Source organism: Aromatoleum sp. (assembly GCF_035254505.1).
Lineage (GTDB): Bacteria > Pseudomonadota > Gammaproteobacteria > Burkholderiales > Rhodocyclaceae > Aromatoleum.
Window position 1 is genome coordinate 1 of record NZ_DATFAO010000013.1, and the last position, 13,008, is coordinate 13,008.

Annotated in this window: 11 protein-coding genes and 1 tRNA gene; 6 read left to right on the plus strand and 6 right to left on the minus strand. The window is 68.2% G+C overall.

Annotation, left to right across the window (positions count from 1 at the left end):
• Positions 1-32: 32 nt before the first annotated feature.
• On the plus strand, positions 33-110 hold the full coding sequence (cbpA, locus tag VJ673_RS01605; protein ID WP_324124343.1) for a modified peptide precursor CbpA: 78 nt from the start codon (positions 33-35) through the stop codon (positions 108-110).
• A complete protein-coding gene (cbpB, locus tag VJ673_RS01610; RefSeq protein WP_324124263.1) occupies positions 110-1,519 on the plus strand; it encodes a peptide-modifying radical SAM enzyme CbpB in 1,410 nt (469 codons plus the stop codon). The genes cbpA and cbpB overlap by 1 nt, the downstream gene beginning before the upstream one ends.
• 10 nt (positions 1,520-1,529) lie before the next feature.
• Here the strand turns inward: cbpB and VJ673_RS01615 are convergent, their stop codons facing one another.
• The 3 genes from VJ673_RS01615 to VJ673_RS01625 form a co-directional block, all read right to left on the minus strand.
• A complete protein-coding gene (locus VJ673_RS01615; protein ID WP_324124264.1) occupies positions 1,530-2,399 on the minus strand; it encodes an HDOD domain-containing protein in 870 nt (289 codons plus the stop codon).
• A gap of 89 nt (positions 2,400-2,488) precedes the next feature.
• Positions 2,489-3,211: a hypothetical protein gene (locus VJ673_RS01620; protein ID WP_324124265.1), complete on the minus strand. Its 723-nt coding sequence runs from the start codon at positions 3,209-3,211 to the stop codon at positions 2,489-2,491.
• Positions 3,208-3,552, minus strand: a complete 345-nt coding sequence (locus VJ673_RS01625) for a thioredoxin family protein (protein WP_324124266.1) — start codon at positions 3,550-3,552, stop codon at positions 3,208-3,210. The genes VJ673_RS01620 and VJ673_RS01625 overlap by 4 nt, the downstream gene beginning before the upstream one ends.
• Before the next feature lie 252 nt (positions 3,553-3,804).
• Between VJ673_RS01625 and ald the strand changes: the two genes are divergently transcribed.
• Both ald and cfa read left to right on the plus strand, forming a co-directional pair.
• Positions 3,805-4,920, plus strand: coding sequence for an alanine dehydrogenase (gene ald / locus VJ673_RS01630; protein ID WP_324124267.1), 1,116 nt, complete (start codon positions 3,805-3,807; stop codon positions 4,918-4,920).
• 114 nt (positions 4,921-5,034) lie between these two features.
• Positions 5,035-6,195, plus strand: coding sequence for a cyclopropane fatty acyl phospholipid synthase (gene cfa, locus VJ673_RS01635; RefSeq protein WP_324124268.1), 1,161 nt, complete (start codon positions 5,035-5,037; stop codon positions 6,193-6,195).
• Between the two features lie 7 nt (positions 6,196-6,202).
• On the opposite strand, the gene VJ673_RS01640 is transcribed toward cfa, so the two are convergent.
• The 3 genes from VJ673_RS01640 to VJ673_RS01650 all read right to left on the minus strand — a co-directional run bounded on the left by VJ673_RS01640 (position 6,203) and on the right by VJ673_RS01650 (position 10,373).
• Complete coding sequence (locus tag VJ673_RS01640) at positions 6,203-7,474, minus strand: NRAMP family divalent metal transporter (protein WP_324124269.1); 1,272 nt, start codon at positions 7,472-7,474, stop codon at positions 6,203-6,205.
• 117 nt (positions 7,475-7,591) lie between these two features.
• Positions 7,592-7,676 (minus strand) — tRNA-Leu (locus VJ673_RS01645).
• 69 nt (positions 7,677-7,745) lie between these two features.
• A complete protein-coding gene (locus tag VJ673_RS01650) occupies positions 7,746-10,373 on the minus strand; it encodes a glycosyltransferase family 2 protein (RefSeq protein WP_324124270.1) in 2,628 nt (875 codons plus the stop codon).
• Positions 10,374-10,834: 461 nt separating this feature from the next.
• Between VJ673_RS01650 and VJ673_RS01655 the strand changes: the two genes are divergently transcribed.
• Positions 10,835-12,337, plus strand: a complete 1,503-nt coding sequence (locus VJ673_RS01655) for a response regulator (protein ID WP_324124344.1) — start codon at positions 10,835-10,837, stop codon at positions 12,335-12,337.
• Positions 12,334-12,972: a response regulator transcription factor gene (locus VJ673_RS01660; RefSeq protein WP_324124271.1), complete on the plus strand. Its 639-nt coding sequence runs from the start codon at positions 12,334-12,336 to the stop codon at positions 12,970-12,972. The genes VJ673_RS01655 and VJ673_RS01660 overlap by 4 nt, the downstream gene beginning before the upstream one ends.
• Positions 12,973-13,008: the final 36 nt, after the last annotated feature.

A 13,008-nucleotide genomic window follows, 5' to 3' on the forward strand; every position in this document is an offset into this window, starting at 1 on the left:
AATCCGCCGCCGACACCGCCAAGCCCGCGATCATCGCCACCCGCCGCCGCTGCGAAGCCGACGGCGTGGGTCTGTCGCACTACATCCTGATGGATCGCAAGGCAAAGTGATGAGCGCCGCAGTCCTCGACAAACCCCTGGCGCCCTCCGCGGGCCGCCACGCCAACTCGGGCTGCGGCCCGAGTCTCGTGCCGCTCGACATCGGCCACGCCGACTACGTGGCAGTGACCGATCCGGCGACCGCCTTCTGGGCGCTCGTGCGCAAGGATCAGCTCGCCGCGAGCCTCGGCGACGGCGAGCTGCTTCGCAACTACCGCGAACGCGCCGACGACTTCGCACGCGAACTGCACGCGCTGCGCTTCGAGCTGAAGCCTTCGGCGGTCTACGTGAACCCGACCGAGCGCTGCAACCTCAACTGCACCTACTGCTACATTCCGGAAGGCATGCGCCGCTCGGGCCAGCACATGGCGACCGACCGCCTGGTCGATGCACTCGCACGCCTCAAGGACTACTTCGCGACCGTGATGCCCGCGGACCGCAAGCCGCGCATCATCTTCCACGGCGCCGAGCCGCTGATGAACCAGTCGGCGCTCTTCGAAGCGATCGACCAGTTCAAGGACGATTACGTCTTCGGCGTGCAGACCAACGCGACGCTGCTCGACGACAAGGCGATTCAGTTCCTCGCCGAGCGCAACGTCAGCATCGGCCTGTCGCTCGACGGCCCGCTGGCGCAGACGACCGATGCGACGCGCCTGACCTTCAGCGGCAGCAGCGTGCACGACAAGGTGCTGCGCGCGATGGACGCCTTGCAGGGCTACTCGTCGTGGAGCGTGATCGCGACCTGTACCGAGAAGAACCTCGATCAGCTCGTGCCGCTCGTCGAACTTTTCCACTCGCGCAATGTGCCGACCTGCATGTTGAATGCCGTGCGCTGCACCTTGCCCGGCGCCCGCACGGTAAGGCCGGACGACGACGCGCTGGCGAAGAGCTTCATCGGCGCGCTCGAACGCACGCACGAGCTCTACCGCGAGACGGGCCGCAAGATGGTGGTCGCGAACTTCGCCAACATCCTGCTCGCGATCCTCGCCCCGACCGCGCGCCGGCTGATGTGCGACATCTCGCCCTGTGGCGGCGGCCGCGCGTTCTTCGCGCTGGCGCCGGACGGCGGGCTCTTCCCGTGCAGCGAGTTCATCGGACTGGACCACTTCCGCGGCGGCAATCTCTTCACCGACCGCGTCGAGGACGTGCTGCAGACGCCCGCGTTCCGCACCGTGACCGAGCGCAACGTCGACCGTTTCGCGCCGTGCAACAGCTGCGCGATCCGCCACTTCTGCGGCTCGCCCTGTCCGGCCGAGGCACACGAGATGAACGGCGGCATGGACAAGGTCGGCGCCTTCTGCGGCTTCTACGAGGAACAGACGCGCTACGCCTTCCGCCTCATCGCGGACGGCAAGGCCAACGACTTCCTGTGGGACGGCTGGGACGAAGGCGTCGAGACGGTGTTCGATCTGGCGCTTTGATCGAGCGCAATCAGCCGAAGACCGCCTGCAGCTCCTTCGTGCAGGCGGTCACTTCATCCTGCATCGACACGTAGGGTTCGCCCAATTCGGCCTTCTTGACGTCCGTGGCGTCGAAGTCCTTGTTGAACCACTCGAAATGGCCGCCGGCCATCAGGTTACCGACGAACACGACGTCGGCGAGCGTGCGCGGCGCCTCGGGGATCGGCCGCGGGTGGTCGTGGTCGCGCGACGCGGCGGCGATTTCGTCGGGCAGGCCGAGCGCATGCAGCAGCGACTCGCCGATGCTCTCGTGCCACTTCCAGATCAGGTAGCGCGCGGTTTCCGGGCGGGCGCGCAGCTCTTCGTACTGCGAGGCGCGGTAGAGCATATAGCTCGCGCCGAGGTCGTGGACGAGCCCGGCGAGCATCGCCTCGTCTTCCTTGAAACGCTTGAAATGGCGTGCGATGACGGCGCAGGCGGCGGCGCTGCTGATCGAATGCTGCCACAGCCGCTGACTGAGGTCGCCGAAGTCGGCGACGTCCTTCGCAAGCAGCAACTGCTTCATCGCGACGCCGAACGCCGTCGAGCGCACGACCTTCATGCCCAGCCGCTGGATCGCGCCCTTCACGTCGCGCACCGGGGGAGCGCCGCGGTCGTAGAGCGCGGAGTTGGCGACGCTGATCAACTTGCTCGAAATGAGCGGTTCGACGCTGACGGCGGCGGAAATTTGCTGGACCGAGGCGTCGCTGTCACGCAGCAGGTCGCGCAGACGCAGCGTGATGTCGAAGTGGGTCGGGAAGATCAGGTCCCCGGACAGTTCCTTTGCAATGTCCTCCAGCATCTGGAAACGCTGGGAGTTCAGCGCCTGTCCGGTCTTGTCGTCAGTCAGTGCGGCGTTCATGTCAGGGTCTGGAAGGGATCGAAAAAGGCAATCGGCATTCTATGCCGGAATCTGCGCTTCGCGTTGATGGAGGGCGCGCCCGTGGACGGTCACTTCGCTCCTCCTCCCCGTTCCGGGCGGCAATAGGCCTCGATGGCCTGCAAGGACAGGGTGTAGGTGTGGCGGAGCTGGTCTGCGTCATAGCGGTGACGCACGCCGACCGGACAGCTGACGCGCGCGAGGCAGGTGTGCCTGCACGCGGAGGACGGCTGGCAGCGATAGGTGATGCACTTGTCGAGAGCGAATCCGTCGCTCGACACGGCCGCACCCGGACAGGCGGCGACACAAGCTTGTTCCAGGCAGCTCGCACAGGGGGAGGCGGCGGCGAGCGGCGGGGTCGGGGCGAGGTCGCTATCTGCGAGCATCACGACGCGGTAGGCGAACCACGTGCCCCAGTCCTGCTGGATCCCGATCATGAAGGGCGATGGGTTATGCCAGCCGGCGAGACGACCGAGCGCGAGCAGGTCGAGCACCGTGTCGCCGGGATAGATCACGCGCTGGTCGCGGTCGGGGAAGACGTCGGCGAACCAGCGTTGGACGGTGGCAACGCTGTACTCGTCGACGGGATGGGCCGAATCGCCGCGCGTCGCGCGCACGTGTTCCCACATCCTGCGGCCGGCGTGACCGATGAGGATCAGTTGCGGGTAACGGGCTTCGGGATCGAAGCGGCTGCGTAGCTTGTCGCGGATGTCGGCGGGCAGCGCGGCGATATCGAAGACCGCCTGCAGATTGAGTCCAGCATCGTCGAGGGCGCTGAAATCGGCGCCCCTCATGCCGCCTCCTCCAGCCGTGCGAGCGCTGCGGCAACGTTGCCGGCTCCGGCGGGCCGCACCACGCGCTCGACCTCGCGGCCCTGTCGCAGGAAGATCAGCGTCGGCCAGAGCTTGACGCGGAACGAACGGCCGAGCGCGCGTCCGGGGCCGTCCTCGACGCGGATGTGGCGCACGTCCGGGTATTGCGCGAGCGCCTCCTCGATCGCCGGTCGCGCGCCGCGGCAGATGCCGCACCAGTCGGTGCCGAAGTCGATCACTGCGAGCCCGTCGAGCGCGTCGATTTCGGCGCGCGAGGGCTGGGTTCCCGCATACCCGCGCGGGCTTGTGGATTCAATGGTCAATGTCCTGTCTCTCTTCTTCGGATTAGCCCCCGAATCTGCCATCCTTCAGCATGCAAGAGCAATCGCTTTGCCGCATTCCCGCGGACGACATCACGTGCATTCGGAGCGACAAGGCGTATTGTGTGCACTTGTGACGACATGCGTTCCCGCCCGGCGTGACGTCGGCCCGTTCACTGGATGACCGGGGCGGCCGCCGCAGGGTTCCCCCGTCCGCCAACCGAAGCGCTGCGCCTTCCGCATGAGGAGACGGCCATGAAGATCGGTGTGCCCAAGGAAATCAAGGTCCATGAATACCGCGTCGGACTGACGCCGTCGTCGGTGCGTGAAGTGGTGGCGCACGGGCACGCGGTAGTCGTACAAAGCGGCGCCGGTACCGGGATCGGGGCGAGCGACGCGGATTACCACGCGGCCGGCGCCGCCGTCGTCGACTCCGCCGCGGAGATCTTCGCGAGCGCGGATATGATCGTGAAGGTCAAGGAGCCGCAGGCGGCCGAGCGCGCGATGCTGCGCGACGGGCAGATCCTCTTCACTTACCTCCACCTCGCGCCCGATCCGGCCCAGTGTGCGGACCTCGTCGCAAGCGGCGCGGTGTGCATCGCTTACGAGACGGTGACGCAGCCGGAAGGCGGCCTGCCGCTGCTTGCGCCGATGTCGGAGGTCGCGGGCCGCATGGCGGTGCAGGCCGGCGCCCACTGCTTGGAGAAGGAACAGGGCGGAATGGGCATCCTGCTCGGCGGCGTGGCAGGCGTGGAACCGGCCCGGATCGTCATCCTCGGCGCCGGCGTCGTGGGCTCGAACGCGGCGCAGATCGCGGTGGGGACCGGGGCGCAGGTCGTCGTCATCGACCGCAAGATCGACGCGTTGCGGCGTCTCGACGCGCAGCTCGGCGCACGCGTGATGACCGTCTTCTCGAACCGCGACAACATCGAGCGCCATGTGCTCGGGGCGGATCTCGTGATCGGCGGCATCCTGATTCCGGGCGCGGCGGCGCCGAAGCTCGTGACGGCCGAGATGGTCAAGGCGATGAAGCCGGGCGCGGTGATCGTGGACGTCGCAATCGACCAGGGCGGCTGTTGCGAGACGGCGCGCCCGACCACGCACGCGGAGCCAACCTACATGGTCGGCCACGTGCTGCATTACTGCGTCGCGAACATGCCCGGGGCGGTCCCGAAGACTTCAACGCACGCGCTGAACAACGCGACGCTGCCCTTCGTGCTGCAGCTCGCGAACAAGGGCTGGAAGGAGGCGCTCGCCGCGAATCCCCATCTCGCGAAGGGCCTGAATGTCGCGTTCGGGAAGGTCACCTGCAAGGAAGTGGCTGAAACGCTGGGCTACGAGCATCGCGAGCCGTCGACCTTGCTCGACTGACAGGACTTGTTGCGACGCGTTACCGCGCTGCAACTCGAATCCACGGGCGACTATGATCAATCATCAGAATCGCCGACGCGGCCCCGCGCCCCCAAGCGCGCGGGGCCAACATCCATGACGCACGAAAACGCTCACGAGTCGCTGGCGAAGGCTGAGGAAGAATCCAGCCTTCATCGCTTGATGCTCGAAATCCTCGATGCGGCAGGTATCCATCTGAACGGCAGCCGCCCCTGGGACCTGCGCCTGCTCGACGACCGCGTGCCGGAGCGCGTGTTCACGCTCGGCAGCCTGGGACTGGGCGAAGCCTATCTCGATGGCCACTGGGAGGCCGAGCGGCTCGACCAGTTCTTCGAGCGCTTGCTGCGCGCGCATATCGACCAGCGCGTAAAGCCGCTGCGCCTCGCCTTCCATGCCTTGCGCACGCGCTTGCTGAATCGGCAGAGCCTGCGGCGAGCGTGGAAGGTCGGCGAGGCGCATTACGATCTGGGCAACGACTTCTACGAAGCGATGCTCGATCCGCGCATGACCTACACCTGCGGGTATTGGTCGGGCGGCGCGCAGACGCTTGCCGAAGCCCAGGAGGCGAAGCTCGACCTGATCTGCCGCAAGATCGGCCTGGAACGCGGGATGCGGGTGCTCGACATCGGCTGCGGCTGGGGCAGCTTCATGGGCTTCGCGGCCGAGCGCTACGGCGTCTCCTGCGTCGGCGTGACGATCTCGCGCGAGCAGGTCGAATGGGCGCAGCAGCGCTACGCCGGCCTGCCGCTCGACTTCCGGCTGCAGGACTACCGCACGATCGATGAGCGCTTCGACCGCGTGGTCAGCGTCGGCATGTTCGAGCACGTCGGGCGCAAGAACCACCGCACTTTCATGGAAGTGGCGCACCGCTGCCTCGGGGACGGCGGCCTGTTCCTGCTGCACACGATCGGCAAGAACCGCCGCGACCTGACGCCGGACCCGTGGGTCGACAAGTACATTTTCCCGAACGGCGACCTGCCGTCCGCCGGCCAGATCGGCGACGCCGCCGACGGGCTCTTCGTGATCGAGGATGTGCACAATTTCGGCGTCGACTACGACAAGACGCTGATGGCCTGGCACGCGAACTTCGAGGCCGCGTGGCCGCGCTTCCGCGAGCGGCTCGGCGAGCGCTTCCACCGCATGTGGCGCTACTACCTGCTGTCCTGCGCGGGCGCGTTCCGGGCGCGCGACATCCAGTTGTGGCAGTGGGTGATGTCGCGCGACGGGCTGCCCGGCGGCTATCGTCGGCCGGTCTGACGCGCGCTCAGGCCGACACGAGCATCCCGACGACTGCGGCCGCCATCACGGCCGTCGCGAGCCAGCCGAGGACACGGTGGCGCCGCGACAGCGTGAAGTCGCCGAGCACTTCGACGCGGCTGCCGAGCCACATCATGACCGCCATGATCGGCACGGCGATCACGCCGTTCGCGACCGCGCTCCAGATCAGTGCCTTGATCGGATCGAGCGGAGTGAAGTCCACCAGCGTGCCGATGATCGTCGACGCGGCGACGACGCCGAAGAAGCCCTTGGCCTCCATTACGTCGTGGTCGAAACCCGCCCGCCACTCGAAGGCGTCGGCGACGGCATAGGCCGCCGATCCGGCGAGGACGGGCACGGCCAGCATTCCGGTGCCGATGATGCCGAGCGCAAACAGCGCGAAGGTGAAGTCGCCCGCCAGCGGGCGCAGCGCTTCCGCGGCCTGGCGGGTCGTCTGGACGTCGGTGACGCCGTGCTGATTGAGCGTGATCGCGGTGGTCAGCATGACGCAGAACGCGATGGCGTTCGAGAAGACCATGCCGACGACCGTGTCGAGCTTGATCCGGTAGAGGTGCTCGCGCGCGAACGCGCCCTGGCGGAGGAGCGGCGCGACGGCCGCATCTTGGTCGATCTGACGCCGCTGCTCGGCCTCCTGCGAGGCCTGCCAGAAGAAGAGGTAGGGGCTGATCGTCGTGCCCAGCACCGCGACGACGACCATCCAGTAATCGCCGGTCGCCTCGAAGTTCGGGATCAGCGTCTGGACGAGAACGTGATCCCAATCCACGTGCAGCATGAACACGACGGCGACGTAGGACAGCAGCGCGAGGGTCAGCCATTTCAGCACCCTGACCATCGATTCGTAGCTGAGCCACAGCGGCAAGATCGTGCACAAGGCGCCGAAGACGAGCGCGTGGCCGTGCTCGGGCCCGCCGACGATCAGCTGCAGCGCCTCGCCCATCGCGGCGATGTCGGCGGCGATGTTGAGCGTGTTGGCGAAGACGAGGAGCGCGACGAGGCTCACGGTCATCCATCGCGGCAGCAGGTCGCGGATGTTCGCGGCGAGGCCCCGACCGGTCAGCCAGCCGATGCGGGCGCTGACCATCTGGATCGCAATCATCAAGGGCGTCGTCAGCGCGAGCGTCCACAGCAGCCCCGCGCCGAACTGGGCGCCCGCCTGGGAATAGGTCGCGAGCCCGCTGGGATCGTCGTCAGCCGCGCCGGTGATGAGTCCCGGGCCGAGTTTTCCGGCAAGCTTGCGCGCGTGGTGCAGGGTCAGCATCGGCTGCAGCTCCTGGGCCGGGAGCCTTCGAGGCGGCACCCGAACGTGCTGGGCAGGAATGCGAAAAAGGCCAGATCCCGCTACTGCTCGGGCTTCTGGCCTTTTTCATCTGAATTCTGGTGCCTTGGGCGAGACTCGAACTCGCACGTCTTTCGACACTACCCCCTCAAGATAGCGTGTCTACCAATTTCACCACCAAGGCTTCGTCGCATTCGCGCCTTTGAGCGCAGCAGGCGAAGGGCGCGAATACTAGCTGGCGGACTGCGGCCCGTCAAGCGGGGGACGTCAAACCGGGCACGGCGTCGACGCCGGAGGCCGGCACGGGCTGTATCGATGGACGTCCCGGACGCGAGGCGCGGCTCAACCACAGGGCGGCGCAGTGCGGCAGCGCCATGACCACGAGCGCGGCGGCCCAGCACAGCGGCTCGCGGCCGCCGAAGCCGTTCTGGACGAGCGTCGCGACGGCGGCGGCGAGCAGTGCGACGGCCCATTTCGTTTCCGGCGGCAGCGGCTGGCGGCCGCTGCGGCTGCCGGCTTTGGCGGTGACGATGAAGCGCGCGTGGCGGCCCAGCAGGCCCGCCCAGATGCCGCAGGCGACGGCGTAGTTGAGCGCCATCGCTGCGATCGCAGCCTCGAAGGATTCGCGCCAGGTGCAGCGCACGCGGGTGGCGTAGACGGCGGCGCCGATCGCGGCTCGGGCGAGGACGATGGCGAGCATCAGCGCAAGCGTGCCGGGGATCGGCGGCTCGACGTAGCGTGGTGCGATCAACATGCCAGCGGTCCAGCCGACGCACATCAGCATCACGGCGACCTGCAGCGCTTCCTGCAGCCACGGCAGCCAGCCGGCGATGAAGTGGTAGCGCTGGCCCCAACTGAGCGGGCTGCGGGCGAAGAGCGCGCCGGCGTGACCCTTGAGGATCTGCATCGCGCCGAGCGCCCAGCGGCGGCGCTGGCTGCGCAGCGCGGCGAAGTGCTCGGGCGTCAGACCGCGGCCGTAGACGCGGTCGACGTAGCGCAGCTCCCAGCCGCGCGTCATCAGGCGCAGGCCGAGTTCGGCGTCCTCGCAGATCGTCCATTGCGCCCAGCCGCCCGCTTCACGCAAGGCGGCAGCGCGCACGAGGCACATCGTGCCGTGCTGGATGATGGCGTTGCGTTCGTTGCGGTGGTGCATGCCGGCACGGAAGAAGCCTTCGAATTCCCAGTTCGCGCTGCGCGCGAGGAGATCCGACTCGAACTCCCGGTGCGCCTGCGGTGCCTGCACGACGGCGACTTGCGGCTCGGTGAAGTGGCCCACCAGCTCGCGCAGCCAGTTCAGCTCGACCCGGTAGTCGGCATCGATGACGCCCAACACTTCGGCGCGCGGGTCGGTGTGCGACAACGCGAAGTTGAGCGCGCCGGCCTTGAAGCCTTCGCACACGGGCAGGCTCCAGAAGCGGAAGCGCTGCGGGCGCTCGGCGATCCAGGCCTCGACGGGGCGCCAGAGGCGGTCGTCGTGGGTGTTGTTGTCGACGACGAGCACTTCGAGCGCGGGCCAGTCGAGGCGCTCGAGGCTCTCCAGCGTCGCGATCACCATCTCGGGCGGCTCGTTGCAAATCGCGACGTGCAGGCTCACGAGCGGCAGCGGCTGCTCCGCGGGCCACGGGCTGACGCCGAAGGCACGACGCCAGCGGCGCGTGCCGAGCACATCGAGCGCCTCGATGAGCTGCACCGCGAACACCAGCAACGACACGCCGAGCAGGCCGTGGAGCACCAGATCGATGAAGGCGGACTGGATCGGCGCGTAGCTGCCCGCGTCCGCCATGTCGCGCCAGACGACGAAGCTCGCGCCGGCGGCCATCGCCAGCACCGCGAGCAGGCGCGCCCACCAGCGCCAGTGCGCGAAGACCCAGTTCCACAGCGTGCCGAGGGCCAGTGCGACGACGAGCGCGGGCGCGACGCGATCCTGCCAGCCCTGGTCGACCCACAGCGGCCCCGTCAGCGGGATCTTCCACTCGCGGAAGGCGTCGAAGAGGCCCCAGTACGGGCCCGGCCGGCCTTCCTCGTCGCGTTTCCATTGACCGTCGAAGGCTTCGATGACGTAGTAGTCGATGCCGAGCGCGCGCGCCTGGGGGAGGAATTCGCGCAGGTAGCGGGCCTGCGCCTGCGGCGTGGGATGGGCCTCGTTCTCGACGTGCCCGCGGCTCGGCCAGCCGGTCTCGGTGATGACGATCGGCTTCTTCGGGTAGGCGGTGCGCAGGAGCTGGAGCTGCTTCAGGGTGTAGGCCGCGGCGTCCTCGATCGCGACGCCTTCCCAGTAGGGCAGGATGTGGATCGCGATGAAATCGACGTGAGCGGCGAGCTTGGGATGCTCGAGCCAGATGCCCCAGGTGTCGGCCACCGACACGGGCTGACGGGTGTGGCGGCGCACGCGGTCGACGGCGGCGATCAGCTCCGCCTCGGTCATCTCCTCGCGCAGCATGACTTCGTTGCCGACGATCAGGCGCGAGACGTTGGGGTAGCCGCGCGCCTGCCGGATCAGGCCCTTCAGCTCCCGCTCGTTGGCGGCCTTGTCCTTGCCGAGCCAGGCGCCCGCCATCACGTCGAGCCCGTAGCGGGCGGCGAGCGCCGGCACGTCGGGGCCTTCGGTCGAGGTGTAGGTGCGGATGCGGTGCGTGTGCGGGGCGAGGAGCGCCATGTCCTGCGCGATTTCATCCGGGCTCGGGTAGCGGTGCTGCGCGGGGCCCTGGCCGGGGCGGTAGCCGCTGTAGGTGAGGCCGGAGACCTGGCCATCCCAGTCGGGCGGGGTGACGGGGCGTTCGAGGATGTGCCACGCGCCCCCCACTAGGGCGCACGCGATGAAAGCCAGGACGAGGGCCGACAGCAGCCGCTCGAATGCGATGAAGCCGATCCCAGTGCGCAAGACATCCTCGCTGCAAATTGACGATCCGACAATATGCGACGCGAAGATGACAGCGGTGAGACGCTTCGATGACATCGCGCGCTACTCCGACGCCGCCGCAGAAAGCGGCGGGTCGTGCGATGCGCTCAGCGCCGGTCGAGCCAGTCGCGGATGCGGCTCGCCGACCACGGCCCGTCGTCGAGCGGCAGGCCGTGGTCGGCGGTCGGATGCCGGATCAGTGAAGCCCCGGCACTCCGGCAGGTCCGCCGGACAGACCGGCGAGGAGCTGCATCGCCATCATCTGATATGGCGCTGTCACGCCGGGTTCCCGTAACTCTTTACGACAGGCGAGGCGCTCGAGCGGGACGGGATGTGAGCGACGACGGCGGGGCGTGTTGCGGCCGCCGGGCTGAAAATGTCGGCAGCCGGGTCGCACCGGTCTATATAGATATCATGGAGCGGGGAGACGTGGCTTGGACAAGATGCGCGAACAGCTCGCGGCGGGCAGCAGCATTCTCGTGGTCGACGACCAGCCCCAATACCAGGCGGTCCTGAAGCGCCTGCTCGGCCGCAAGGGATATCGGGTACATACTGCCGGCGACGGCGAGACGGCACTGGCGGTCGCGCGCAGCGAACACCCGGACCTCGTGCTGCTCGACGTGATGATGCCGGGCATGAGCGGCTATGAGACCTGTCGCCGCCTCAAGGCGGAAGCGGCCGACCGCTACGTCCCGGTCATCTTCATCAGCGGCGAAGGCGATGTCGGTGCGAAGGTCGAAGCCTTCGAATGCGGCGGCGTCGACTACATCACCAAGCCCTTCTTCGACGGCGAGGTGTTAATGCGGGTGGCGACTCACCTCACCGTGCATGCTTTGCAGCGCAGCCTTGAAAAGCGCGTGGCTTCGCGCACCGCGGAGCTCGCGGTCGCCAACGCGCAATTGCAGCGCGAGATCACCGAGCGCCGGCAGGCGGAGGACAAGTTCCGCGGCGTGCTCGAATCGGCGCCCGAGGCGATGGTGATCGTGAATGCGCAGCGCGAGATCGCGCTCGTCAATTCGCGCGCCGAGGAGATGTTCGGCTATGTGCGCGAGGAGCTTCTGGGGCAGCCGGTCGAGATGCTGGTGCCCGAGCGCACTCGCCCCGTGCACATGCGCGCGGCCGGCACCTACGTCGCGGCGCCGCGCACGCGGGCGATGGGCGAGGATCTGGCCCTCTTCGGCCGGCGGCGGGATGGGCGGGAATTCCCCGTCGCGGTGTCGCTGAGCCCGCTCGAGACGCCCGAGGGCCTGCTCGTGATCAGCACGATCCGCGATATCAGCGCGCGCAAGGAGGCGGAAGCCGCGCTGCGCGAGCTCGCGGCGCACCGCGACGCCGTGCGCGAGGAGGAGAGGAAGCGCATCGCGGGCGAGATCCACGACGAGTTGGGCTCGCTGCTCACGGCACTGAAGATGGACGTCTCGCTGCTGCGCATGGAGTTGCCGACGGACAACGCGGCGCAGGAGCGCATCGGCGAGATGCGCGAGCTGATCGAGCGCACGATCCGCATGGTGCGCCAGGTGGCGACGCAGTTGCGGCCGGCGGCGCTGAACCTGGGGCTGGTGCCGGCGCTCGAGTGGCTGGTCGACGATTTCCGCCGGCGCACCGGCCTGGACTGCAGCTTCGAGGCCGAAACCGAGATCGCGATGGACGACGCGCAGGCGACGGCCGCCTTCCGCATCGTGCAGGAATCGCTCACCAACGTCACGCGGCACGCCGAGGCGCGCAACGTACACGTGACGCTGAACTGCAGCGGCGACGCGATGGAGCTCACCGTCGCTGACGACGGGTGCGGCTTCGACGCGGCGGAAGTGGGCGGCAGCGCCTTCGGACTCTTCGGCATCCGCGAGCGGGCGCGCAACTTGGGGGGACGGGCGAGCGTCGTCTCTGAGCCGGGGCGCGGCACGCAGGTGCGCATCTGGCTGCCGCTCGCGGGAGGCGAACGATGATCCGGCTCCTCATCGCCGACGACCACGCGATCGTGCGCAGCGGCCTGCGCCAGATCATCGCGACCACGTCCGACCTGCAGGTCGTCGCCGAAGCCGGCGACGGCGCAGCGGTGCTCGCGGCGGTGCGCGGCGGCGGCTGCGATCTGCTGGTGATGGACATGACGATGCCGGGGCTGTCGGGCGTCGATCTGATCCGCCGCGTGCGCACGGAGCGCCCCACCCTGCCGATCCTCGTGCTGTCGATGCACAACGAGGGACAGGTCGTGTCGCGCGCGCTGAAGGCCGGCGCTGCGGGCTATGTCGCGAAGGATTGCGAGCCCGACATCCTGCTCGCGGCGATGCGCAAGGTCGCCGGCGGCGGGCGCTTTCTCGACCCGGCGCTGGTCGACGCGATGGTCTTCGATAGCGGCCCGGCCGACGTCGATGCGCCCCCGCTCGACCTCCTCTCCGACCGCGAATACCAGGTGCTGCAGCTCGTTGCGCGCGGCCAAAGCCTCAACGAGATCGGCGAGCGCCTCAATGTCAGCGCGAAGACGGTGAGCACGCACAAGGCGCGGTTGATGCAGAAGCTCGGCATCGACAACAACGCGGAGCTCGTGCGCTATGCGATGCGCCACGGTCTGCTCGATCAGTAACGTCCCGGCTGGTCGCCATTCGTTGTAGGGATTTCC

What these genes read in the sequence shown, in the direction of transcription:
- cfa (WP_324124268.1), top strand. Translation starts at nt 5,035, where the DNA reads ATGACGCACGAAAACGCTCACGAGTCGCTGGCGAAGGCTGAGGAAGAA.
- VJ673_RS01640 (WP_324124269.1), bottom strand. Translation starts at nt 7,474, where the DNA reads ATGCTGACCCTGCACCACGCGCGCAAGCTTGCCGGAAAACTCGGCCCG.
- VJ673_RS01615 (WP_324124264.1), bottom strand. Translation starts at nt 2,399, where the DNA reads ATGAACGCCGCACTGACTGACGACAAGACCGGACAGGCGCTGAACTCC.
- ald (WP_324124267.1), top strand. Translation starts at nt 3,805, where the DNA reads ATGAAGATCGGTGTGCCCAAGGAAATCAAGGTCCATGAATACCGCGTC.
- VJ673_RS01655 (WP_324124344.1), top strand. Translation starts at nt 10,835, where the DNA reads ATGCGCGAACAGCTCGCGGCGGGCAGCAGCATTCTCGTGGTCGACGAC.
- VJ673_RS01620 (WP_324124265.1), bottom strand. Translation starts at nt 3,211, where the DNA reads ATGAGGGGCGCCGATTTCAGCGCCCTCGACGATGCTGGACTCAATCTG.
- VJ673_RS01660 (WP_324124271.1), top strand. Translation starts at nt 12,334, where the DNA reads ATGATCCGGCTCCTCATCGCCGACGACCACGCGATCGTGCGCAGCGGC.
- cbpB (WP_324124263.1), top strand. Translation starts at nt 110, where the DNA reads ATGAGCGCCGCAGTCCTCGACAAACCCCTGGCGCCCTCCGCGGGCCGC.